Annotated in this window: 16 protein-coding genes, 1 tRNA gene and 3 rRNA genes; 14 read left to right on the forward strand and 6 right to left on the reverse strand. The window is 67.0% G+C overall.

What is annotated here, in order from left to right:
• Positions 1–6 precede the first annotated feature (6 nt).
• The 11 genes from CIK81_RS13825 (at position 7) to CIK81_RS13880 (ending at position 15,180) form a co-directional block, all read left to right on the forward strand.
• Positions 7–1,017 carry an ABC transporter permease gene (locus CIK81_RS13825; protein ID WP_096196905.1) on the forward strand — a complete coding sequence of 337 codons (1,011 nt, stop codon included), beginning with the start codon at positions 7–9 and terminating at the stop codon, positions 1,015–1,017.
• Positions 1,014–1,892, forward strand: coding sequence for an ABC transporter ATP-binding protein (locus CIK81_RS13830; RefSeq protein WP_096165064.1), 879 nt, complete (start codon positions 1,014–1,016; stop codon positions 1,890–1,892). Before CIK81_RS13825 ends, CIK81_RS13830 begins: the two co-directional genes overlap by 4 nt.
• The gene (locus CIK81_RS13835) at positions 1,889–2,749 is read left to right on the forward strand and encodes an ABC transporter ATP-binding protein (protein ID WP_096165066.1); all 861 of its coding nucleotides are present in this window, start codon (positions 1,889–1,891) and stop codon (positions 2,747–2,749) included. Before CIK81_RS13830 ends, CIK81_RS13835 begins: the two co-directional genes overlap by 4 nt.
• Positions 2,746–5,421, forward strand: a complete 2,676-nt coding sequence (locus CIK81_RS13845; protein ID WP_158542050.1) for a glycoside hydrolase family 2 protein — start codon at positions 2,746–2,748, stop codon at positions 5,419–5,421. Before CIK81_RS13835 ends, CIK81_RS13845 begins: the two co-directional genes overlap by 4 nt.
• Positions 5,421–6,260, forward strand: a complete 840-nt coding sequence (locus tag CIK81_RS13850; RefSeq protein WP_096196907.1) for a LacI family DNA-binding transcriptional regulator — start codon at positions 5,421–5,423, stop codon at positions 6,258–6,260. The genes CIK81_RS13845 and CIK81_RS13850 overlap by 1 nt, the downstream gene beginning before the upstream one ends.
• Positions 6,261–6,353: 93 nt before the next feature.
• The gene (locus CIK81_RS13855) at positions 6,354–7,205 is read left to right on the forward strand and encodes a universal stress protein (RefSeq protein WP_114307226.1); all 852 of its coding nucleotides are present in this window, start codon (positions 6,354–6,356) and stop codon (positions 7,203–7,205) included.
• Between the two features lie 64 nt (positions 7,206–7,269).
• A tRNA-Ser gene (locus CIK81_RS13860) sits at positions 7,270–7,355 on the forward strand.
• 1,045 nt (positions 7,356–8,400) lie between these two features.
• Positions 8,401–9,919 (forward strand): 16S ribosomal RNA (locus CIK81_RS13865).
• Positions 9,920–10,298: 379 nt separating this feature from the next.
• Positions 10,299–13,361 (forward strand): 23S ribosomal RNA (locus CIK81_RS13870).
• Between the two features lie 118 nt (positions 13,362–13,479).
• A 5S ribosomal RNA gene (rrf, locus tag CIK81_RS13875) occupies positions 13,480–13,596 on the forward strand.
• The 16S, 23S and 5S rRNA genes sit together here, the layout of an rRNA operon.
• A gap of 468 nt (positions 13,597–14,064) precedes the next feature.
• Positions 14,065–15,180 carry an MFS transporter gene (locus tag CIK81_RS13880; RefSeq protein WP_241964176.1) on the forward strand — a complete coding sequence of 372 codons (1,116 nt, stop codon included), beginning with the start codon at positions 14,065–14,067 and terminating at the stop codon, positions 15,178–15,180.
• 72 nt (positions 15,181–15,252) lie between these two features.
• Here CIK81_RS13880 and CIK81_RS13885 read toward each other — a convergent pair whose 3' ends face one another.
• Positions 15,253–15,525 (reverse strand): HPr family phosphocarrier protein, encoded by a 273-nt coding sequence (locus CIK81_RS13885; protein ID WP_096164325.1) that lies wholly within the window; start codon positions 15,523–15,525, stop codon positions 15,253–15,255.
• Positions 15,526–15,868: 343 nt separating this feature from the next.
• Between CIK81_RS13885 and CIK81_RS13890 the strand changes: the two genes are divergently transcribed.
• Positions 15,869–16,546: a TetR/AcrR family transcriptional regulator gene (locus CIK81_RS13890; RefSeq protein WP_241964177.1), complete on the forward strand. Its 678-nt coding sequence runs from the start codon at positions 15,869–15,871 to the stop codon at positions 16,544–16,546.
• Positions 16,547–16,596: 50 nt separating this feature from the next.
• Here the strand turns inward: CIK81_RS13890 and CIK81_RS13895 are convergent, their stop codons facing one another.
• Together CIK81_RS13895 and dps are read right to left on the reverse strand one after the other, a co-directional pair.
• Positions 16,597–17,958: a M20/M25/M40 family metallo-hydrolase gene (locus CIK81_RS13895; protein WP_096164323.1), complete on the reverse strand. Its 1,362-nt coding sequence runs from the start codon at positions 17,956–17,958 to the stop codon at positions 16,597–16,599.
• A gap of 202 nt (positions 17,959–18,160) precedes the next feature.
• Entirely contained in the window at positions 18,161–18,652 is a 492-nt protein-coding gene (dps, locus tag CIK81_RS13900) for a DNA starvation/stationary phase protection protein Dps (protein ID WP_096164322.1), read from the reverse strand.
• A gap of 264 nt (positions 18,653–18,916) precedes the next feature.
• Between dps and CIK81_RS13905 the strand changes: the two genes are divergently transcribed.
• The gene (locus tag CIK81_RS13905) at positions 18,917–19,789 is read left to right on the forward strand and encodes a hypothetical protein (RefSeq protein ID WP_096164321.1); all 873 of its coding nucleotides are present in this window, start codon (positions 18,917–18,919) and stop codon (positions 19,787–19,789) included.
• Positions 19,790–19,792: 3 nt separating this feature from the next.
• On the opposite strand, the gene CIK81_RS13910 is transcribed toward CIK81_RS13905, so the two are convergent.
• The 3 genes from CIK81_RS13910 to hemE are packed head-to-tail and all read right to left on the reverse strand — an operon-like array spanning position 19,793 to position 21,458.
• The gene (locus CIK81_RS13910; RefSeq protein WP_114355817.1) at positions 19,793–20,221 is read right to left on the reverse strand and encodes a PadR family transcriptional regulator; all 429 of its coding nucleotides are present in this window, start codon (positions 20,219–20,221) and stop codon (positions 19,793–19,795) included.
• Positions 20,203–20,421 (reverse strand): NAD(P)-binding protein, encoded by a 219-nt coding sequence (locus CIK81_RS13915; RefSeq protein WP_114355818.1) that lies wholly within the window; start codon positions 20,419–20,421, stop codon positions 20,203–20,205. The genes CIK81_RS13910 and CIK81_RS13915 overlap by 19 nt, the downstream gene beginning before the upstream one ends.
• Positions 20,418–21,458, reverse strand: coding sequence for a uroporphyrinogen decarboxylase (gene hemE, locus CIK81_RS13920; RefSeq protein ID WP_114355821.1), 1,041 nt, complete (start codon positions 21,456–21,458; stop codon positions 20,418–20,420). Before hemE ends, CIK81_RS13915 begins: the two co-directional genes overlap by 4 nt.
• Before the next feature lie 304 nt (positions 21,459–21,762).
• On the opposite strand from hemE, the gene CIK81_RS13925 reads away from it, so the two are divergent.
• The coding region (locus tag CIK81_RS13925; protein WP_114355819.1) for a glutamyl-tRNA reductase at positions 21,763–23,184 on the forward strand (1,422 nt) is incomplete at its 3' end.

Raw genomic sequence — 23,184 nt, forward strand, 5'->3', positions numbered from 1 at the left:
GCTCACATGGCCCAGTCACAGACACATACACAGACTCCCTCCCGCCTGCGCGCCACGCTCGAGCGCGCACTGACCCCGTCGCTCGTGATCGGCGCCGGCCTGGTGCTCGCCATCGTGCTGTTCGGGCTGATCGCCCCGTTCTTCGTGGCGGACCCGAACGCGGTCGACAACGCCGGTATGCACGGGCCGTCGGCCCAGAACCTGCTGGGCACCACCCAGACCGGTCAGGACGTGCTCGCCCAGCTCGCCTGGGCCACCCGCGGCTCCCTCCTGGTCGGCGTGATCGTCGCGTTCCTGGCCCTGTTCCTCTCGGCCTTCTTCGGGATCCTCGGCGGATACCTGGGCGGTTGGCTCGACGAGGTGTTCTCGCTGTTCACCAACGTGGTGCTGATCCTGCCGGGACTGCCGCTGATGATCGTGATCGGCTCGTACGTGCAGCAGCGCGGCCTGCTGCTGATCGCGATCATCCTCGCGATCACGTCCTGGGCGGCCTCGGCGCGCGTGCTGCGCTCGCAGACGCTCTCGATCCGCAACCGCGACTACGTGCAGGCCGCGAAGATCGCCGGCGAGAAGCCGCATCGGATCATCGCCGTGGAGATCCTGCCCAACCTGCTGCCGGTCATGTCCAGCGGCTTCGTGTTCGCCCTGATCACCGCGATCCTCGGCGAAGCGGGTCTGAGCTTCATCGGTCTCGGTGTGAACGGCACCCAGACCTGGGGCTCCATGCTGTTCTACGCGCAGAACGGCCAGGCCCTCACCCTCGGCGCCTGGTGGTGGTTCGTGCCGCCGGGCCTGATGATCGCCGTCCTCGGCGGCGGGCTGTCGCTGATCAACTTCTCCATCGACGGCATCATCAATCCCCGCCTGCGGAACGCGCCGAAGCAGCTCAAGCGGGTCAAGCAGGCCGATAAGCAGGCCGAGCAGGAGCAGGCGGAGCGGGCCGAGGGCGACACCGGGCCGGACGAGCGCGATGAGACCTCCGGGCACGATCCGGACCAGGAAGAGGTGGCGGTATGAGCATCCACGAGCAGTCCCCGATCCGCGACGAGCCGGTGCTGACCGTCCAGGACCTGAACGTGGTCTACGAGGTCGAGCACCCGGTCCACGCGGTGAGGGATGCGTCCTTCGCGCTGCGGCGCGGGGAGATCCTGGGCCTGGCCGGTGAGTCGGGTTGCGGGAAGACGACTCTGGCCTACGGGCTGAACCAGCTGCACCGCCCGCCGGCGCGCATCACCTCCGGATCGGTCGTCTTCCATGACCGCGACGGCGGCGACATCGACGTGCTCGGTCTGGAGGGGGACGCACTGCGCGCCTTCCGCTGGTCGCAGGTCGCGATGGTCTTCCAGGGAGCGATGAACTCCCTGAACCCGGTGCTGAACATCCGCACCCAGCTCGGCGACGTGTTCACCACGCACCGTCCCGGGATGTCCGGGGCGGAGAGGCTGCGCCGTTCCAAGGAGCTGCTCGAGCTGGTGGGCGTCGAGCCCTCGCGGATCGGCGCCTATCCCCACGAGCTCTCCGGCGGCATGCGTCAGCGCGTCATGATCGCGATGGCGCTGGCACTGGATCCGCAGCTGATGATCATGGACGAGCCGACGACGGCGCTGGACGTGGTGGTCCAGCGGGAGATCCTGATGGAGATCCTGCGGCTGCGCCAGGAGCTCGGGTTCGCGGTCGTGTTCATCACGCACGACCTGCCCATGCTGCTGGAGGTCGCGGACCGCATCGCGGTGATGCGCAGCGGCGAGATCATCGAGCTGGACACCGCGGAGAACCTCTACTTCGAGCCGCGCGATCCCTATACCCGCAAGCTGCTGGGCTCCTTCCCGTCGTTGACCGGATCGACCGGTGACTTCGTGCGGGCCGGATTCGACGTCGAGGAGGCGCGATGAGCACCCTCGTCGTCAAGGAACTCACCAAGACCTATCTGCTGCGCGACGGGCTCCGGTTCAGCCGGCTCGAGGCGGTCAAGGCCGTGGACTTCGAGCTGTCCCCAGGGCGCACGGTCGCGCTCGTGGGACAGTCCGGTTCGGGGAAGTCGACGATCGCGAAGCTGATCGCTCAGCTCGAGACGCCCACGTCGGGATCGATCACCCTGAACGGGAAGCCCGTGGGCCGACGAGGCAGGTCCTTGGCCGCCTATCGCGACGAGGTCCAGATGGTGTTCCAGGACCCGTTCGCCTCGCTCAACCCCTTCCACAGCATCGGCCACCACCTGGAGCGTCCGCTGCGGCTGCACGGCAAGGCGACCAAGGCCGATGCGCGCGAGAAGGCGCTCGCCCTGCTGGAGAGGGTGAACCTCACCCCGGCCGAGGCGTTCATCGACCGGAAACCGCACGAGCTCTCGGGCGGCCAGCGTCAGCGGGTGGCGATCGCCCGCGCGCTGGCGCCGGAGCCGAGCGTGCTCGTGGCCGACGAACCCGTGTCCATGCTCGACGTGTCGATCCGTCTGGGGGTGCTGAACCTGCTGGCGAGACTGCAGCGCGAGGAGAACCTGGCGCTGCTCTACATCACCCATGACCTGGCCACCGCACGCCACTTCTCCGACGAGATCCTCGTGATGTACCGCGGCGACGTGGTGGAGCGCGGGCCGTCCGACGACGTGATCCTGTCGCCGCAGGCGGAGTTCACCAAGCAGCTGCTGGTGGCCGCCCCCGAACCCGCCGCGAACCCGCGCTTCCTCGCGGAGGCGCAACGGCGCGGAGTGCCCATGCCCGACCATCTCGCCGCTCTGGAGGAGCCCCAGTGACCAGCTCGACCAGTTCGACCAGCTCTCCCGATCCGGCCCGGCCCCTCAGGACGACACGCTCGGCCGGCTCACCGGCATCGATCATCCGGCGTGACCTGCACGAGAGCTGGTCGGTGAGCGTGACCGACGGGCCCGCGCCCTTCGTGATCCAGGACGTTCCGGCCACGGTGCCCGGCACCTTCCTCACCGACCTGCTGGCGGCCGAGTTGATCCCCGACCCGTATCTGGACCGCCATGAGCACGAGCTGGCCTGGTCCGGAGAGGTCGACCTCTCCTACACGAGCACCTTCGACTGGTCCCCGAGCGGCGCGGACCGCGTGGACCTGGTGGCCGCCGAGCTCGATACCGCAGCGACCGTGCTGCTGAACGGGCAGCATGTGGCGACCGTGCAGAACCAGCACCGCTCCTGGCGGTTCGACGTCACCGCGCTGCTGCGGGAGGGGGAGAACGTGCTCGAGATCCGGTTCGCCTCTCCGTTGCGCACGGCCCGGGAGAACACCGAGGTGCTCGGCGATCTGCCGGTGGTGGGCAACGACCTGCCCTACAACGCGATCCGCAAGATGGCCTGCAACTTCGGCTGGGATTGGGGACCGGTCCTGGTCACCAGCGGGATCTCCGGGCCGATCGGCCTCGAGGAATGGTCCGCAGCGCGGCTCGCGGAGGCCCGGCCGCAGATCACCGTCGAGGGGTCCACCGGCCGGGTGTCGGTGCAGACTCTGCTGGAGACTGCCGAGCGGTCGGCCGCACCTGCCGACGGTTCGTCGGCCGGCCTCGCAGCAGGCCCGTCGGCCGACCCCATGGAGGCCACCGAGGACACCGAGCCCACTGAGCACACCGAGCGCACAGGACACACCGACGACACCGGCGACACCGAGTACACCGTGCGTCTGCTGGTGAACGCGCCGGACGGCAGCATCGTCGCGGACGCCTCGGCACGGGCGACGGACTCGTCGGCGCAGCTCGAGGCCGCGGTGGCCGACGCGCAGCTGTGGTGGCCGCGCGGCTACGGCGAGCAGCCCCTGTACGACGTGCGGGTGGAGCTGCGGGATGCGGAGGGTGCGCTGCTGGATTCCCAGGAGCACCGGGTCGGGTTCCGCACCGCGGGAGCGGTCGAGGAGCCGGACGAGATCGGCACCTCCTTCACGGTCGTCGTGAATGGCGCCCCGATCCTCGCCAAGGGCGCCAACTGGATCCCCGATGACTGCTTCCCCTCCCGCCTGACCGGGGAGGACTATCGCGCCGCCGTGGCCGATGCCGTCGATGCCGGGATGAACATCCTGCGCATCTGGGGCGGCGGACTGTACGCCTCCGAGGAGCTCTATGCGCTGTGCGACGAGCTCGGGATCATGGTGTGGCAGGACTTCGCGATGGCCTGCGCCGCCTACTCGGAGCTCGAGCCCCTGCGGTCCGAGGTGATCGCCGAAGCCCGGGAGCACATCGTGCGCCTGGCCTGGCATCCCGCACTCGTGCACTGGAACGGCAGCAACGAGAACGTCGAGGGCTACTACCATTGGGGGTGGAAGGACATGTTGCCCGAGGGGCAGGGCTGGGGCAACGCCTACTACACGGAGATCTTCCCGGCACTGCTGGCGGAGCTCGACCCGTCGCGCAGCTTCACCCCCTCCAGCCCGTACTCGCGGCCGATGGTCGATCAGCCTCGCCATCCCGATCACGGGACCGTGCACAACTGGGTGGCCTGGGCCTCGGAGGACGACAACGACTACACGCGCTACCGCGACACCATCCCGCGTTTCTCCGCAGAGTTCGGCTATCAGGGCCCGGCGAACTGGGCCACCATCGCCCGTGCCCTCACTGAGCGCCCCCTGGAGGCCGATTCCGAGGCGATGCTGTCCCATCAGAAGGCGGTGGGAGGGCAGGACAAGCTGCGTCGCGGCATGGCTCCGCACCTGCCCGAGGTGGACGGCTTCGAGGCCTTCCACTTCGCGACGCAGCTGAACCAGGCGCGCGCCCTGATCTGCGGGATCGGGCACTACCTGTCGTACTGGCCCCGTTGCGGCGGGACGATCGTGTGGCAGCTGAACGACTGCTGGCCCGTGACCTCGTGGGCCGCGGTCGATGGCGACCGGCGGCGCAAGCTGCTCTGGTATGCGCTGCGCGACCTGTACGCGCCGCTGCTGATCACCGTGCAGCCGCGAGCGTCCGGTCCGGTGGTCAGCGTGGTCAACGACCGCCCCGACCCGCTCGTCGGCGACGTGCGGCTGCGGCGACAGACGCTGGCCGGGCAGGTGCTCGCCGAAGCACTGCTCGAGCTGGACGCTCCGGCGCGCAGTGCGGTGACGCTCCCCGTCCCGCCCGAGCTGCTGGCCCCGCAGGACGCTCGCGACCAGGTGCTCGTGGTGGAGGCCGCGGGGTCCCGCTGCGTGCACTTCTTCGCGGAGGACCGTGACTCCGCGCTGGTGGCCGGCGCCTATGAGGCATCGGCGCGAGCCGTCGAGGGCGGCGTGGAGATCAGCGTGCGTGCGACCGGGACCGTGCGCGACCTGTGCGTCCTCGCCGACAAGGTGGATCCCGACGCCGTGGCCGAGACCCAGCTGCACACGCTGCTGCCGGGGGAGGAGGTCTCGATCCGGGTGCGGACGACGAGCAGTGAGCCGCCGGAGGCCTATCTCGCGAGCACCGTGCTGATGAGTGCGAACGACCTGGTGACCTGATGGCTGCCGGCACCATCGGCATGCCCGTTCCGCGCTCGATGTGGTCGGCGAGCTCCGAGCAGTTCCACACCCTCGTGCTGCGCGGGGTCGAGGAGACCGCGGTCGCCGAGGGGTACTCGGTGCTCAGCGCGGTGGTCGACACCTTGGAGGCGGAGATCGCGCTGATCCGTCGCTGGGCACATCAGCGCCTCGTGGACGTCGTCATCCTCAAGGACCTCCGCCGCGACGACCCTCGCCCGCGGCTGCTGCGCGAGCTGCGGATGCCCTTCGTCCTCGTCGGGGACGTGCGTCAGACGGGGGCCGAGGCGGCGGTGCTCACCGACAACAGCCGCTCCATGCACGTGCTGCTGGAGGAGCTGCTCGCCCTGGGCCATCACCGGATCGCGCACGTGGGCGGGCCGGGAGAGCTGCTCCATTCGCAGTGGCGCCTCGGGGCATATGTCGACTTCATGGCCGACCATGCGCTGGCACCGTCGTACCTCGAGGGGGACTACGGGACGGCCAGCGGGGAGCGGTGCGTGCGTGCCCTGCTCGCCCTCGAGGAGGTGCCCACCGTGATCGTCTTCGACAACGACGCGATGGCCATCGGCGGCGCCGACGCGCTGCACCGGCTCGGGGTCGACGTGCCGGGGGACATCTCGGTGGTGTCCTGGGACGACTCGCTGTCGTGCCAGACCTACGACCCGCCCCTCGCCGTGCTCGGTCATCGGGCGCCCCAGCTGGGGACCGAACTGGGGACCGCCGCGATCGCCCTGCTCGCAGGGGACCCGGAGGCGATGCGCCGGGTCGCGGAGATCCCGAGGATCGTGCCCCGCGGCTCCCTGGCCGCGACAGGCTGAGCTCGGCGGGGCGCACCGCAGGATCCCTCGTCAGGAGGGGGCGCACGGCGTATCCTCGGGGTAGCAGCCGTCTCGGACGAGGAGGTGTGGACCGTGGACCTCACGCGGAGCATCGTGGTCGGGTATGACGACACCTCGGCCTCTGCCGCGGCCGTCCGCTGGGCCGCCGCGCTCGCCCGCAGCACGGGAGTGGGGCTGCGCATCGTCCACGCCTGGTCCTGGCCCCTCCTCGGGAGCGGACTCGCGGGCGTGCCCGTGATGGACTCCGCCGGGCCCCGCAACCAGGCGATGCAGCTGCTCGACGCCGCCGCCGAGGCCATCGCGGCCCGCGAGCCCGACGTGCAGGTCCACACGGATCTGCTTCCGGGCACCGCGCGCGACGTCCTCGATCAGATCTCGCAGACGACGGAGATGCTGGTCGTCGGCACACGCGGGCTCGGCCCCGTGCTGAGCACGCTGCTCGGCTCCGTCAGCCGGGGGATCCTCCATGACGCAGGCTGCCCTGTCGCGGTGATCCGCTCCGAGCAGCACACGGCGGGCCCTGTTCTGGTCGCCGCCGACGGGTCGCCCTCCGCTGCCGAGGCGGTCGAGGTCGCTGCGGACCTGGCCAGCAGCTGGGCCGTGCCCCTGCGGATCGTGCACGTGCGCCCCGATGGGCCTGGACGGTCCGGCGGCGGCATCGGGGCGATCGACGCACGGACCCGGTCGCTGCTGGACGGCGCGTCCGCGCAGGCGCTGGCCGCTCATGACGGCCTGACGGTGGAGACCCGGGTGCTCGAGGGACGCTCCGCGGCGGACGGTCTGCTGACGGCCGCCGCCGGAGCTCGCATCCTCGTCATGGGGCATCGGGGGCACAGCCACGGGCCGCTCGGATCCACCGTGCATGCCACCGTTCTCCACGCCACGGGCAACGTCGTGGTCGTGCGCCGGCACCTCGCCGAGTGACCTGACTCGCGTCTGCACCGCCATGGTTTGAACGGTGGGCCCCAGGACCGCTAGTCTGTGCGGCGGTAGCGTGTCCGAGCGGCCGAAGGTGCATCACTCGAAATGATGTGTGGTTCATAGCCACCGCGGGTTCAAATCCCGCCGCTACCGCTCCTGGCCCGGGGAAGCCCCAGGCACCACGAAGGCCCCGTCGGAATCCGACGGGGCCTTCGTCATGCCACGAGCGACCGGCAGAGCAGGGCAGGGCAGTTCGGGGGACTATGGGCGACAGCCCGGTGACCGGCTGATGAGCCGCGGTCCGCACGGGGCACGGGTATCGCCTCCAGAGGGGGCCGCCTTCAGAGGGGTGCTGGCAGCTCGTGGCCAGGGAGCAGCGGGCTACCAGCGCACAGACGCGCCCGACGCCATCGAGGGCCGCTCCCGTTCCTGATTGCGCGTTCCCGCGGGCGCTCGCGCCGATGCCTCGATCAACGCTGGACGATCGTCGCTCGACGCCTCTGGGATCGACAGTTCCTCGACGCCTCTCCGAATCGCGTCCTCACCTTCGAGTCGCTGACCTCGCCTGGGGACAGGTGCGGGCTCGGGACTCTCCCGGTCATGACGCGTGAGTCCCGGAGGTACCCCGTCGGGCCGACAGGGGAGCCCCGGCACGGGATCCCCGCCGACGCTCCCGACGCCCCACCGAGTGTCGACACCGCCGACCAGGAGCTCGCCGAGCGTCCTGGCCACGGGCGGCGCAACGCGGCCAGAAGGTCCGCCTGACTAGCAGATACGCGCCCGATCCACCCCATCGAGGAAGTGTTGCCACGGTCACCCTCCGGAGAGGCCGTTCTGGCTTGACGGCCCCTCCGGATCTGCGTAATGTTCTTCCTTGTGCCCAGCAAGACGGGAAAACGGAAAGGCCGGAAGGCCAGCCCGCGGAACCGGAACTGCAAAGCACATGCGGGACTCTTCAAAATCGAATACGACGCGGGTCACACCGAGTCGAGTTGACAAGAAGAAGTCGATCCCCTTAAGCTTTAGGGGTTGCCTCGGAGTAAAGAGCCTGGTGGCTTGGAGTTCTGAGTGCGCGTGTTGTTTGATATCTCAATAGCGTGTCTGTTTGTTGATGCCATTATTTTGATGGCAAATTTTAACGGATGATACAGCAGTTATATGCTGGTTGTTTGTTGTTTGTCAGGATTTTTTCTATGTTTTCATGGAGAGTTTGATCCTGGCTCAGGACGAACGCTGGCGGCGTGCTTAACACATGCAAGTCGAACGATGACGACCGAGCTTGCTCGGTCTGATTAGTGGCGAACGGGTGAGTAACACGTGAGTAACCTGCCCCCCACTTCGGGATAACTTCGAGAAATCGTGGCTAATACCGGATATGAACTTCCGCCGCATGGTGGTTGTTGGAAAGTTTTTCGGTGGGGGATGGACTCGCGGCCTATCAGTTTGTTGGTGAGGTAATGGCTCACCAAGACGATGACGGGTAGCCGGCCTGAGAGGGCGACCGGCCACACTGGGACTGAGACACGGCCCAGACTCCTACGGGAGGCAGCAGTGGGGAATATTGCACAATGGGCGAAAGCCTGATGCAGCGACGCCGCGTGAGGGATGACGGCCTTCGGGTTGTAAACCTCTTTCAGTAGGGAAGAAGCGAGAGTGACGGTACCTGCAGAAGAAGCGCCGGCTAACTACGTGCCAGCAGCCGCGGTAATACGTAGGGCGCAAGCGTTGTCCGGAATTATTGGGCGTAAAGAGCTTGTAGGTGGCTTGTCGCGTCTGCCGTGAAAACCCGAGGCTCAACCTCGGGCGTGCGGTGGGTACGGGCAGGCTAGAGTGTGGTAGGGGAGACTGGAACTCCTGGTGTAGCGGTGAAATGCGCAGATATCAGGAAGAACACCGATGGCGAAGGCAGGTCTCTGGGCCATTACTGACACTGAGAAGCGAAAGCATGGGTAGCGAACAGGATTAGATACCCTGGTAGTCCATGCCGTAAACGTTGGGCACTAGGTGTGGGGGACATTCCACGTTTTCCGCGCCGTAGCTAACGCATTAAGTGCCCCGCCTGGGGAGTACGGCCGCAAGGCTAAAACTCAAAGGAATTGACGGGGGCCCGCACAAGCGGCGGAGCATGCTGATTAATTCGATGCAACGCGAAGAACCTTACCAAGGCTTGACATGGACCGGACGGCTGCAGAAATGTGGCTTTCTTCGGACTGGTTCACAGGTGGTGCATGGTTGTCGTCAGCTCGTGTCGTGAGATGTTGGGTTAAGTCCCGCAACGAGCGCAACCCTCGTTCCATGTTGCCAGCGCGTAATGGCGGGGACTCATGGGAGACTGCCGGGGTCAACTCGGAGGAAGGTGGGGACGACGTCAAATCATCATGCCCCTTATGTCTTGGGCTTCAAGCATGCTACAATGGTCGGTACAATGGGTTGCGAAACTGTGAGGTGGAGCGAATCCCAAAAAGCCGGCCTCAGTTCGGATTGGGGTCTGCAACTCGACCCCATGAAGTCGGAGTCGCTAGTAATCGCAGATCAGCAACGCTGCGGTGAATACGTTCCCGGGCCTTGTACACACCGCCCGTCAAGTCACGAAAGTCGGTAACACCCGAAGCCAGTGGCCCATCCTCGTGAGGGAGCTGTCGAAGGTGGGATCGGTGATTGGGACTAAGTCGTAACAAGGTAGCCGTACCGGAAGGTGCGGCTGGATCACCTCCTTTCTAAGGAGCATCACCAATTATGGTGGCCATTTTCCTGCCCGAGTGTGGTGGGGGTGGTTGCTCAAGGGTGGAACATCAACGGATAGGCGCTTCACCAGTCGGTGTGGCTTCTCTAGTACGACCTCTTCGGGGGTGTGGAACGAGGGGTTGCCGGGTGGTTCGAGGTGGAGACACGCTATTGGGTTATGAGGCTGCACGCAGTTCTCGGTTTGCTTGGTCACTGTGGTGGCTGGGGGAGTCGGGGATGTGTGGCTGGTCCTCCCTGATGCTGGTGCCGTGTATGCGGGCTGGTGTTGGTGTGGGGTTGTTTCTTGAGAACTACATAGTGGACGCGAGCATCATTGTAAGCAATTTTGAAGATTTTGTGTCTTTGTGTGTTGCCTAAGTTTTAAAGGGCGCACGGTGAATGCCTTGGCAAGAAGAGCCGACGAAGGACGTGGGAGTCTGCGAAAAGCCTCGGGGAGTTGACAACCGAACTGTGATCCGAGGATGTCCGAATGGGGAAACCCACCGCGAGTCATGTCGCGGTACCCGCCACTGAATGTATAGGTGGTGTGGAGGGAACGAGGGGAAGTGAAACATCTCAGTACCCTCAGGAAGAGAAAACAAATAGTGATTCCGTGAGTAGTGGCGAGCGAAATCGGAGGAGGCTAAACCTGGTCTGTGTGATACCCGGCAGGGGTTGCAGGTCAGGGGTTGTGGGACGTGTCTGGGTCGTCTGCCGGCGGTCCGACGTGTACGTGTTCTGGTAGTCGAAGTCGTGTTGAGTGCGACGGCGTAGAGGGTGTGACCCCCGTAGACGAAACTGGTTCATGGCGTGACGCTGTTCCCGAGTAGTACCGGACCCGTGAAATCCGGTGCGAATCTGCCAGGACCACCTGGTAAGCCTGAATACTACTTCTTGACCGATAGCGGACAAGTACCGTGAGGGAAAGGTGAAAAGCACCCCGGGAGGGGAGTGAAATAGTACCTGAAACCGTGCGCTTACAATCCGTCGGAGCCTTGAGGGGTGACGGCGTGCCTTTTGAAGAATGAGCCTGCGAGTTAGTGGTCGGTGGCGAGGTTAACCCGTGTGGGGTAGCCGTAGCGAAAGCGAGTCTGAACGGGGCGTTCAGTCGCCGGCTCTAGACCCGAAGCGAAGTGATCTATCCATGGGCAGTGTGAAGCGCGGGTAAGACCGCGTGGAGGCGCGAACCCACTTCAGTTGAAAATGGAGGGGATGACCTGTGGATAGGGGTGAAAGGCCAATCAAACTTCGTGATAGCTGGTTCTCCCCGAAATGCATTTAGGTGCAGCGTTACGTGTTTCGTGCCGGAGGTAGAGCACTGGATAGGCGATGGGCCCCACCGGGTTACTGACCTTAGCCAAACTCCGAATGCCGGTACGTGAGAGCGTAGCAGTGAGACTGTGGGGGATAAGCTTCATAGTCGAGAGGGAAACAGCCCAGAACATCAGCTAAGGCCCCTAAGCGTGTGCTAAGTGGAAAAGGATGTGGAGTTGCTGAGACAACCAGGAGGTTGGCTTAGAAGCAGCCACCCTTGAAAGAGTGCGTAATAGCTCACTGGTCAAGTGATTCTGCGCCGACAATTTAGCGGGGCTCAAGCACACCGCCGAAGCTGTGTCATTCAGACTTTGTGTCTGGATGGGTAGGGGAGCGTCGTGCAGCCAGCGAAGCCGCGGGGGAACCCAGTGGTGGAGGCTGCACGAGTGAGAATGCAGGCATGAGTAGCGAAAGACGGGTGAGAAACCCGTCCGCCGATTGATCAAGGGTTCCAGGGCCAGGTTTATCCGCCCTGGGTTAGTCGGGACCTAAGGCGAGGCCGACAGGCGTAGTCGATGGACATCGGGTTGATATTCCCGAACCGATCGTAGGAGGACCCATACCGAGGCAGCTGATGCTAACCACCCGAGCTTTCCCCATACCCTTCGGGGTGTGGAGGTTGGTGAGGCTGGGAACCAAGGTTGTAGTAGGTCAGCGCGAGGAATGACGCAGAGAGGTAGCTTCCGCGGACTTAATGGAATAGTCCGTCTAAGCGTGCAGCCCGAGCACCGGTAATGCGGTGCCGTATTGGGTGAGACGTGATGGGGATCCCGTATGGGCGTAGGTGAGTGATCCTGTACTGCCAAGAAAAGTTCCAGCGTGACGAATACGGTCGCCCGTACCCTAAACCGACTCAGGTGATCAGGTAGAGAATACCAAGGCGTTCGAGAGAATCGTGGTTAAGGAACTCGGCAAAATGCCCCCGTAACTTCGGGAGAAGGGGGGCCCGAGGAGTGAGAGCTCCGAGGGCCGCAGAGACCAGGGAGAAGCGACTGTTTACTAAAAACACAGGTCCGTGCGAAGTCGTAAGACGCTGTATACGGACTGACGCCTGCCCGGTGCTGGAAGGTTAAGAGGACCGGTTAGATCTTCGGATCGAAGCTGAGAATTTAAGCCCCAGTAAACGGCGGTGGTAACTATAACCATCCTAAGGTAGCGAAATTCCTTGTCGGGTAAGTTCCGACCTGCACGAATGGCGTAACGACTTCTCCACTGTCTCAACCGCGAACTCGGCGAAATTGCATTACGAGTAAAGATGCTCGTTACGCGCAGCAGGACGGAAAGACCCCGGGACCTTTACTATAGTTTGATATTGGTGTTCGGAACGGCTTGTGTAGGATAGGTGGGAGACTGGGAAGCATTCACGCCAGTGAGTGTGGAGTCATTGTTGAAATACCACTCTGGTCGTTTTGGATTCCTAACCTCGGTCCGTGATCCGGATCAGGGACAGTGTCTGATGGGTAGTTTAACTGGGGCGGTTGCCTCCTAAAGAGTAACGGAGGCGCTCAAAGGTTCCCTCAGCCTGGTTGGCAATCAGGTGTTGAGTGTAAGTGCACAAGGGAGCTTGACTGCGAGACAGACATGTCGGGCAGGTGCGAAAGCAGGAACTAGTGATCCGGCACTCCATTGTGGAATGGGTGTCGCTCAACGGATAAAAGGTACCCCGGGGATAACAGGCTGATCTTGCCCAAGAGCTCATATCGACGGCATGGTTTGGCACCTCGATGTCGGCTCGTCGCATCCTGGGGCTGGAGTTGGTCCCAAGGGTTAGGCTGTTCGCCTATTAAAGCGGTACGCGAGCTGGGTTTAGAACGTCGTGAGACAGTTCGGTCCCTATCCGCTGCGCGCGTTGGATATTTGAGAAGTCCTGTCCCTAGTACGAGAGGACCGGGATGGACTGACCTCTGGTGTGCCAGTTGTTCTGCCAAGAGCATGGCTGGTTGGCTACGTTGGGAAGGGATAACCGCTGAAAGCATCTAAGCGGGAAGCCTGCTTCAAGATGAGATATCCATACACCTTCGGGTGTGAGAGGCCCCCAGTAGATGACTGGGTTGATAGGCCAGATGTGGAAGCACGGCAACGTGTGGAGCTGACTGGTACTAATGGCCGATGACTTAACAACACATTTTTTGTTTGCTGCTGTTCGCGTCCACTGTGTGGTTCTGGAGAAACAACTCCTGAACACTGATCGTCCCGTAGGGGGTGGTGGGTGTTGAGGTCTGGTTGAGTCTCGTCGTGTTACGGCGGTCATAGCGTCGAGGAAACGCCCGGTTCCATTCCGAACCCGGAAGCTAAGCTCGATTGCGCCGATGGTACTGCACTCGGAAGGGTGTGGGAGAGTAGGTCGCCGCCGGACATCTTTGTGGGAGTGGGAGTGAGCTGGAGACCTTCACGGGTTTCGCTCCTCCCACTCCCTTTTTTCATGCCCGAGAACTTCATGCTCGAAAACTGTGTCGTGAGGTCAGCGGCATGATCCCCGGCGAGTGACGGCCGGGCCGGAGCCGTTGGCCGGGCGAGGCAGTGGGGAGCGCGCAGGCAGCGGCCCCGCAATCCTGCGGGTCCCGGGGACCGGATGTGACGCATCCAGGGGTGGGCACATCTGCCGCTGTGCGTGTTCCTGCCTCATGCTGGAGACATGTCGAGCTGCCCTCCTGAGACCACCTCCGATCGCCTTGAGGACGACGGAAAGACGTCTGAATCCGGAGCATCGTCGGTCGGAACGTCAATGCCCGCGACCGTCTCGGCGTCGGCCGCGGCGAGGGAGGCGAACGGGGCGAGAGGCGGCCGGACCGGGACAACGCCCGCGCGCGACCGGCATCCCGTGGTGACCGCGCTGGCGCTCTCTGCGGGCACCGCCGCTCTGGTCAGCGCCGAGTTCATCCCGGCGGGTGTGCTTCCCGGTATGGCCGCGGATCTCGGGGTGACGGAAGGCAGGGCCGGCCTGACGCTCGCTGCGACTGCTCTGGCCGGTGCTTTCACGGCCCCGACCATCGCCTCGCTCGTCCCACGGGCCGATCGGCGCACCGTTCTGCTGTCCTTGCTGCTGCTCGCCATCGTCTCCAATGTGATCGTGGCGGTCTCCCCGAGCTTCGCCGTGGTGCTGGCGGCGCGGGTACTGCTGGGCATAGCCATCGCGGGCTTCTGGTCCTTCGCCCTCGCGGTCGGCGTGCAGGTGACGGGCCGAGCCGCGCTCGTGTCCACGACGGTGGCTCTTGGCACGAGCATGGCCACCGTCATCGGGGTGCCGATCTCCTCGATCCTCGGAGACATCATCGGGTGGCGGGCGGTGTTCCTCGTGATCACCGCACTCACCCTGCTCGCTGCCGGCGTGCTGTGGCGCCTGCTCCCGTCCGTTCCGGCGCAGCCCGGCGCAGGGTTCGCGATGATGCGGGCCGTGCTCGGCAACCGGCGCCTGGTGGCAGGGATCGTCGTGATCTTCCTGGCTGCCTTCGCCAACTTCGCGGCCTACCCGTACATCCGGGTGGCGATCGAGGCGGTCGACGCGAGCGTGGTCGCCGTGCTCCTGCTGGGCTGGGGCCTTGGCGGCCTGTTCGGCAACCTGGTGGGCGGCTACCTCTCGCGCTGGCTGCGGTGGGCTGCCGCCGCCGGCCCCGGACTGCTCGCGGTCGCGCTGGCCACCATGGCAGGTACCCAGGACGTCGGCGTGCTGGCGGCGGCTGTCGTGCTGTGGGGGATCGGCTTCAACATAGTGCCGGTGATCACTCAGCTGTGGGTCGCCGCGGCCGAGCCCCGTCGCGTGGAGTCAGCGGTCGCCCTCCAGGTGACGGCGTTCCAGGTGGCCATCATGTCGGGGTCCGTCGTCGGCGGAGTCCTCGTGGACCAGCAGGGGCCCGCGGCGGCGATGATGCTCGGGGCCGTGCTCGCGGCCGTCGCAGCGGTCGGGTTCTCGGCCATCGCGGTGCGACCGCGCCAGCACTGAGAGGTCCCGGGCGGCCCGGACTCACGGACACCGCGCGGAGCGATGGCGGAGTCACAGGGGCGACGGGCAGCCTCAGAGGTTCTCGTCGAGATTCTTCTCGAGCAGCGCGGTCAGGGTGTCGAGCGCGTCGTCGGCCCCTTCGCCCTCGGCGCGGAGCGTCACCTCGTCACCATAGTCGACGTTCAAGGTGAGGAGCATGAGGATGCTGGAGGCCTGAACCGGTGCCATCCCGGCCTTCTCGATGGTCACCGGGGTCTGCAGCTCGCTCGCTGCCTGCGAGAAGATCGCCGCCGGGCGGGCGTGCAGTCCGCTCGTGCTGGCGATCTTCACAGTTCGTTCGGGCATGTCGGGGAGCCTTTCTGGATGTGTCCCCACCAGGGTATCGCCGTGTCGAGCCTGTCTGTGACGGAGCTTCCATCGTGGCGTGGTCCTCGCGTGTGCGGGCTGCCGGACATGCCGGCCCCAGCGGACGCTCGTCAGCGCCCCACGGGCGGGTGGGAACTCCTCGAACTCCCTGTTCACCGCCGCGCCGCAGCGATGCCGCACGCTGTCTGCCCCCGGCACCTCCGGCAGTGGGAGCAGACGCCCGACGGGGGACGTCTGGGCTGGTCGTTGCCAACACGTGATGTGCCCGAGCGCGTCCGCGAGGGATCATCGGCGCAGCCCCCTGCCCCGGTACGATACGGGGATGCCCAGCACTCATGGCCGTGCCCCGGATCCTCGACCCGCACGTACCCGCGCCGCGATCTTCGCAGCCGCCCGGGACCTCAGCGCCACCGACGGCGAGATCACCGTCAACGCCCTCGCGCGTCGCGCCGGTGTCAGCCGCGCCGCGTTCTACAGCCACTTCTCCGGCCTCGACGATCTGGTGGCCGCGATGTTCGGCTCGATGCTCGAGCTCCAGTACACGCGCGCCGAGCAGCTCATCGCTGACGGCGGCGACATGCACCGGATCGTGCAATCAGCCGCCGCGACGATGGTGGCGTACGTCGACCGCCACCACGCCTTCCTGCGTGGTGCGCTGGAGTGGAAGTTCTCCCATTCCACGTACCTGATCCTGGTGAAGACCCTCTCCGACCTCCACGTGATCGCTCTCGAGCGCCTGGGGGACGAGGTCCCGCCGTCCCTCCCCATCGCCGAGGCCGCCCGGTTCTACGCCGGCGGCACGCTGGATGTGCTCATCCAGTGGCTCGTGGAGACCGGGGACGATGCCCGCGCCGGCGTGGAGCTGGACAGCTCACGCGTCACCGCCGCTCTGCTTCGTCTGCTCCCCAGCTGGTACACCGGCCTGCAGCCGGAGGACCCGGTCCCGACCGATCTCGTCGTCGGGGACCTGTTCGCGGATTCCCTGCACGAAGACTCCTGAGCCCTGGGGCGTCCGACGCCCCTGGGCCCCCGACATGAACCGTCGGGCGCTCAGCAGTCCCGGGCGAGGCGCAGCAGCACGCGTGCGCCGAAGCGCACCGCGTCCACGGGGACCCGTTCGTCCACGCCGTGGAACAGCGGTGCGAAGTCCAGATCCTTGGGCAGCTGGAGCGGGGCGAAGCCGTACCCGATGATGCCCAGCTCGCGGGAGAGGGGCTTGTTGTCGGTGCCTCCGCTGAGGCAGTAGGGGAGCACCCGAGAGCCGGGATCCTCTGCCTGGATCGACCGGGTCATCACGTCCACGAGCGGGCCCGTGCGCGGGGAGTCCACCGAGTTGCCGATGTCGTCCACGACGACCTCGACGTGCTCACCCGTCAGCTCCTCGAGCAGCGAGAGCAGCTCCTCCTGGTGGCCGGGCAGGAACCGGGCGTCGAAGGTCGCTTCGGCGGTCTGCGGGATGACGTTCCCTTTGTAGCCGGCATCGAGCATCGTGAGGTTCGCCGAGTCGCTGAGGGTGCCGGAGACGAACTGGCGCGCTCCGCCCAGCAGAGGCAGGAACGAGGCGATGTCCTCCTCGTCCCAGCCGATGCCGGTGATCTCGGTAACCCCGTCGAACAGGGCACGCACGCTGGCGACGAACTCGATGGGGAAGACATGGGCGTCGATCGCGGTGATCGCACGGGCCAGGCGCACGATGGCGTTCTCGTCGTTGGGCACGGACCCGTGGCCGGCCCGGCCCGTCGCCCGCAGGCGACCCCAGATCAGGCCCTTCTCGGCGGTCTGGAGGACATAGGCGCGCACGTCCTCGCCCGTCTCCTTTTCCGGCAGGGTGATCGAGTAGCCGCCCACCTCGCTGATCGCCTCGCTCATCCCTGCGAAGATCTCCGGGTGGTGCTCGACGATCCACTCCGATCCCCAGATCCCGCGGTTCTCCTCGTCGGCGAAGAAGGCGAACAGCAGATCACGCGGAGGGACCTGGCCAGCGCGGGACAGGTGCCTCGCGAGCGCCAGGAGCATGCCGACCATGTCCTTCATGTCCACGGCGCCGCGACCGTAGATCATGCCGTCGCGGATCTCCGCCCCGAAGGGATCTGCTGACCAGTCCTCGGCGCGCGCAGGGACCACGTCGAGGTGGCCGTGCAGGATCAGGCCCCCGCGCTCGCGGTCCTCTCCCGGCAGGCGCACGAACACACTGGGCCGCCCCGGGGCGGATTCATGGACCTCCGGCGAGAGCCCCACCTCGCGCAACTTTCCCACCACGTAATCGGCCGCTTCGGTCTCGCCCTTGCCCCAGGTGGCCGGATCGTTGCCCCCGAAGTTGGTGGTGTCGATCCGGATCAGCTCGCGGGTGAACAGCACCGCTTCGTCCTGCAGCAGGCTGAGTTCATCGGCGCTCGGGTCGGCGATCGGCATGCGGGGTCCTCCTCGGGGTCGGGGTCCTCACCGTACTCGGCGCCGGTGCGCCCGGTCATCGGGGCCGACACCCTGAGACATGAGGACGAACGAGCACGGCGCGGGCGCTCCCCTCAGGGTGCGCCCGCGCCGTGCGGTGCGTCGATCAGGCCTGTGCGTCGTGCGCCTGGTCTCCTGCCGCTCGTTCCTCGCGGTGCGTCGATCAGGCCTGTGAGCCCTCGAGGTGGGCGCGGATGAACCACTGGAACTTCTCCAGTCCGCGGGTCTGCTCGACCAGGATGTCCTCGGTCATCGGATCGAGCTCGCCGGCCAGGGTGATGGCCTTGCGGTTCGAGGAGATGATGCCCGTGTAGACCTCGTCCAGGGCCTTCAGGTGCTCCTGCGTGTCCGCCTTGCCGGTGGTGTAGTCGGACCAGCTGCGCTCGGCGACGAGGCGGCCCGGGGTGCCGACGGGGGAGGCGCCGAGCTGGGCGATGCGCTCGGCGAGGTCGTCGGCGAATCCGCGCACCTCCGCGACCTCGGGGTCGAGCATCTCGTGGACGGCGATGAAGCGCGGCCCCGTGACGTTCCAGTGTGCGTGCTTGAGCGTCAGGTGCAGATCGTTCATGGCGTGGAGCCGGTCCTGCAGGGACTCCACGAGACGGAGGGAGTCGTCCGTGCCGAGTCCGGGAATGGTGTAAGCGAGGTCAGCCATGTCATCTCCTTGGTGTCGTGAGGTGCTCGTGTCGAGCATTGTTGTCCAGTTCAACGCGCAGCGGAAGGTGCATGTTCCTGCGCGCCCGGGCTGTCTGGTCACGCAGGTGAGCCTCACCTGCACTCTTGAGCGGAAGAGCGGGAGCGCGCCGGTCGACGTCGCGAGCCGAACGCGCTGTCGACCTCGCTGCGGCGCCTCGCGGTGGCCGTCCGTAGGATGGTCACCTGAACAGCCCATCCAGCAGGACTCGCAGGAGGTGCGCCCATGAAGCCGATCGCCACGATCCGAGGACGTCTGGCCTCGGTCCCCGCCACTGTGCGCCGCCGCGCCGAGAACTCGTCCGCGCGCTCGCGGGTGCTGGCCGACGCCCGGGCCATCTCCCCGGAGCTGCCCCGCGATGCCGACTCCGGACATCTGATCCGCGCCGCCCGCCGCATCGTGCGCCGCGCCGCGCAGGACGAATTCGCCCGGGAGGGTGTCTCCCAGGTGCGCCTGCCCGATGGTTGGGGGAGGGTCGAGCTGCGTCGCGCCGATGTGCCGGGAGACGCCAGCTTCCATGCCTTTGTCGAGGACATGCTGCTCGCTCTGGACATCGCCCCGAGCGTGCTCGAGCGGGACGACGCCGTGGCGCTGCTCTCGTCGCCGGCCTCGGCGGACGCTTACGGACTCTCGCCGGAAGTGGCGGCGGACCTGGCGTCCTACCTGTTGGGCAAGGCGCTCGAGCTCGACCCCGATCTCGGGGAGGGCGAGGAGTTCTTCGCGGAGCAGTCGACGCAGATCCGGCAGGATGTGCGGGCGACGCTCGTGCGGCAGGTGCGGGTGCCGCTCGAGTTGAAGGTGGCTCTGGATCGCCATGAGCGGATCGAGAGCGGACAGGCTCCGCCGACCGGTTTCGGCGGACCCGACATCTCCGGTTTCGCCTCGCAGAAGGGCGGTCCCGGCGACGAGGACGCCACCGACGAGGAGCGTCGCGGTTTCGTGGACAGGGCGCAGGCCGCCTTCGACTTCGCGCAGTCCGAGGCCGGCAGGACCGCCTTCAGCGTGCTGCGCAGCGGCGCGGAGAAGGCCTACGAGGCGTACGGGCATCGAGAGGGCGACGGGAAGACCCCGCGCACGGGGCCTCCCACGAAGCCCTGAGGGTCACGACGGATCGTCGGCCGACGGATCCGCGCTCTGCGCGGCCGATGGGCCGGCGAGGATCGTGTAGAGACCTCGGCGGGTCTCTTCGAGCAGGACGGCGGCCTGGCGCACCTGCTCGTCCGAGCCGGTGCGGGCCATCTCCCGCACGGCGCCGAGCAGACCGTGCGCGAGCTCTCGCAGATCGATGACCTCGTCGTCCGCTGACTGCGCGGCCGCGGGGAACGGATCCGCCCACGTGGACGAGTTCTCCTCGACGTGGGCATGGCCCGCCTCGGTGAGGCTCGCGAGCTTGCGCCCGCCGGACTTTTCGGTGATGACCAGGCCTTCGTCCTCGAGCTGCGAGATCGTGGGATAGATGGCTCCGGGGCTCGGACGCCAGCGGCTGCCGGTGCGCTCGGTGATCGTCTGCATCAGCTGGTAGCCGTGCATCGGCTCCTCGGCGAGCAGCAGCAGCACAGCGGTGCGGACGTCGCCGCGGGGTGCGCGGTGAGGTCCTCGACCTCGGCGATCGGGCCGCCGACGGCCCGGCCCGCCTCCAGGAGGATCACCTGGTGCCCGGCGCGCTGATGGCGACGGGCTGCGAGCAGGCCGGCGAGGCCCGCGCCGACGACGAGGGTGCGGTCGGTCATGCCCGTGCGGTGCCCTGCTCGTGCAGGAAGCTCACCAGATCGGTGAGCACCTGCGGGTCCGCGTCCGGCGGGACTCCGTGGCCGAGGTTGACCACGTGACCGCTGGCCGCCGACCCGGCGGCGAGCACCGCGCCGGCCTCGGCGAAGCGGACCTCCTCGGAGGTGAACAGCACCGCCGGATCGATGTTGCCCTGCACCGGGGTGCCGGCCGGGAGCAGGTCCAATGCCTGGTCCAGGCGCAGACGGTGGTCCACGCCCATGGCGGTGGCGCCGGCCCCGAGCATCGGGGCCAGCAGGTGCGCGGCACCCACCCCGAAGTGGATCCGTGGCACCGGGAGGTCCGCGACATGGGCGAGGGCGGCGGCCGAATGGGGCTGGACGGAGGAGACGTACATGTCCTCCGAGAGCGCACCGACCCATGAGTCGAACAGCTGCACGGCGGAGGCGCCGGCGAGCACCTGGGCACGCAGGAAACGGCCCGAGAGCTCGGCGACCCAGGCCGCCAGGCGCGCCCACACCTCGGGCTGGGAGCGCATGAGCGCACGGGTGCGCAGGTGATCGCGGCTGGGACCGCCCTCGACCATGTAGCTGGCCACGGTGAAGGGGGCCCCGGCGAAGCCGATCAGCGGGGTGGTGCCGAGCTCGGCGACCGTGAGGCCCACGGCCTCGCGGATCGGGGCGAGCGCTGCGTCGTAGACGTCGTCGAGCGGCGGCAGGGCGTCGACGTCGGCCTCGGTGCGGATCGGGTGGTCGAAGACCGGGCCCACGCCGGGCTTGATCTCCACGCCGAGGCCCGCGATGCGTGCGGGGACCACGATGTCGGAGAAGAAGATGCCGGCGTCCACCTGATGGCGGCGCACGGGCTGCACGGTGATCTCGGCGGCCATGTCGGGGCGCACGCACGAGTCGAGCATCGTGGTGCCCTCGCGCAGGGTGCGGTACTCCGGCAGGGAGCGTCCGGCCTGTCGCATGAACCACACGGTGGGAGTGTCTGCTCGCTCACCTCTGAGCTCCCTCAGGAGTGAGGAGTCGCCCACACCGCCCTCGGCGGAGAGGCTGCGAGCGGGGTGCCCGAGGGGCAGGGAAGTGCCCTCCGCGGCCGGATGCAGCGCATTGTCGGAAGTCTGGAACGGTGCCGCGGTGGGGGCGTCAGGAGTGCTGCCAACGTCCGGGCCTGCGGTGATCCCGGTTTCTGACACGCGTCGTGAACGATCTGACGCGATGTCGGCAAAATGTGGCTCTGACGTGCTGTTCTGTGTCATGACACTTCTATTGTGCACGTCCTCCCCGAGAGTCCAAACGTCCCGACGGTGCGGGCCGGGGCATGCCTAGACTGGCGACATGCTTGCTGCCCTCCGCGCCTCCCATGAACGCGTCGACCTCGACGTGCTGGACGCCCTCACCCGGGACGCGGACACCCTCCCGGCAGTCATCGAGGAGCTCCAGGCCGAGCGCACCGGCACCACCGGTGCCGCGCCGGTCGTGGCCGGCCAGGTCGTGGTGAGCACCTGCAACCGGCTCGAGGTCTACCTCGACACCGACAGCTTCCATGAGGGTGTCGACCTGGTGGTCAACGCGATCTCCCGCACCAGCGGGATCGAGCGCGACGTGGTCTCGCTGTGCTTCGACGCCGCGATGGACACCCCCGTGCCCCAGCATCTGTACGAGGTCACCTCGGGCCTGCGCTCGATCGTGCTCGGCGAGGCCGAGATCGCCGGCCAGGTGCGCCAGGCCTTCGAGGCCGCGCGCCGCGAGGGCCGCACCACCTCCATGCTCCACGACCTCTTCCAGCACGGCTTCCGCTGCGCGAAGCGGGTCGCCACGCAGGCTCCCGTCGGCGCCGCCGGCCGCTCCGGGGCGTCCGTCGCCGTGGACCGGGCCGGGATCGAGCTGGGCGGCTTCGAGGGCCGCACCGCGCTGATCGTCGGCACCGGCGCCTACGCGCGCCTCGGCCTCGCCGAGCTCACCCGGCGCGGCGTGACGGACCTGCGGGTGTTCTCCCCGTCGGGTCGGGCCGCGGGCTTCGCCGACCGCCACGGCGCCCAGCGCGTCGAGGCCGGCGAGCTCGACACCGCGCTTGCCGAGGCGGATCTCGTGCTGGCCTGCTCCGGGCGCGGCACCTCCCTGTTCCCCGAGCAGTTCCTCGGCGCGGGCCGCACCGTGGTGCTCGACCTCGCCCTGCACTCCGATCTCCACCCCCTGGTGCGCCACCTCAAGGGCATCACCGTGCTGGGCCTGGCGGACCTCCACGTGGGGGTCGAGGCGGCCGACGACCCGGCACTGGTCACCGCGCGCGGCATCGTCGCGGAGAACGTCGAGGCGTTCCGCACCCAGCAGGAGGTGCGCCGGATCGACCCGGCGATGGCCGCGCTGCGCCGCGAGGTGGCCGACGCGGCCGACGACGAGGTGGACCGTCTGCGCCGCGACGTCTCCGGCGAGACCGCCGAGGTGCTCGAGCGCAGCGTGCGCAGGATCCTCGCGAAGGTCATGCACCAGCCCGCCGAGCGCGCCCGCCACCTCGCCGAGACCGGCTTCGCCGACGCCTATGTCGAGGCCTTCCACACCATCTTCGGGATCGACATCTCCACCGGTCACGCCGCCGGCCCCCAGGAGGACGACGCCGAGGCCGCGGCCGCCGGCTGGATGCGGGTGGACCGCACCGTGCCCTCGCAGCCGGGCACCGCGATGGCGGCGGGCGTGGACGCCATGACGGCCAATGCGCTGCGGAGCGTCCAGCAGGGCCCGGCCCAGGTCTCCGCGGCG

It is taken from the genome of Brachybacterium sp. JB7 (genome assembly GCF_003335205.1).
GTDB lineage: Bacteria > Actinomycetota > Actinomycetes > Actinomycetales > Dermabacteraceae > Brachybacterium > Brachybacterium alimentarium.

Excerpts from the sequence above, each read along its gene's own strand:
- CIK81_RS13915 (WP_114355818.1), bottom strand. The coding sequence starts at position 20,421 with ATGACCGACCGCACCCTCGTCGTCGGCGCGGGCCTCGCCGGCCTGCTC.
- CIK81_RS13890 (WP_241964177.1), top strand. The coding sequence starts at position 15,869 with ATGCCCAGCACTCATGGCCGTGCCCCGGATCCTCGACCCGCACGTACC.
- CIK81_RS13905 (WP_096164321.1), top strand. The coding sequence starts at position 18,917 with ATGAAGCCGATCGCCACGATCCGAGGACGTCTGGCCTCGGTCCCCGCC.
- CIK81_RS13835 (WP_096165066.1), top strand. The coding sequence starts at position 1,889 with ATGAGCACCCTCGTCGTCAAGGAACTCACCAAGACCTATCTGCTGCGC.
- dps (WP_096164322.1), bottom strand. The coding sequence starts at position 18,652 with ATGGCTGACCTCGCTTACACCATTCCCGGACTCGGCACGGACGACTCC.
- CIK81_RS13850 (WP_096196907.1), top strand. The coding sequence starts at position 5,421 with ATGGCTGCCGGCACCATCGGCATGCCCGTTCCGCGCTCGATGTGGTCG.
- CIK81_RS13885 (WP_096164325.1), bottom strand. The coding sequence starts at position 15,525 with ATGCCCGAACGAACTGTGAAGATCGCCAGCACGAGCGGACTGCACGCC.
- CIK81_RS13895 (WP_096164323.1), bottom strand. The coding sequence starts at position 17,958 with ATGCCGATCGCCGACCCGAGCGCCGATGAACTCAGCCTGCTGCAGGAC.
- CIK81_RS13910 (WP_114355817.1), bottom strand. The coding sequence starts at position 20,221 with ATGCACGGCTACCAGCTGATGCAGACGATCACCGAGCGCACCGGCAGC.
- CIK81_RS13825 (WP_096196905.1), top strand. The coding sequence starts at position 7 with ATGGCCCAGTCACAGACACATACACAGACTCCCTCCCGCCTGCGCGCC.
- CIK81_RS13830 (WP_096165064.1), top strand. The coding sequence starts at position 1,014 with ATGAGCATCCACGAGCAGTCCCCGATCCGCGACGAGCCGGTGCTGACC.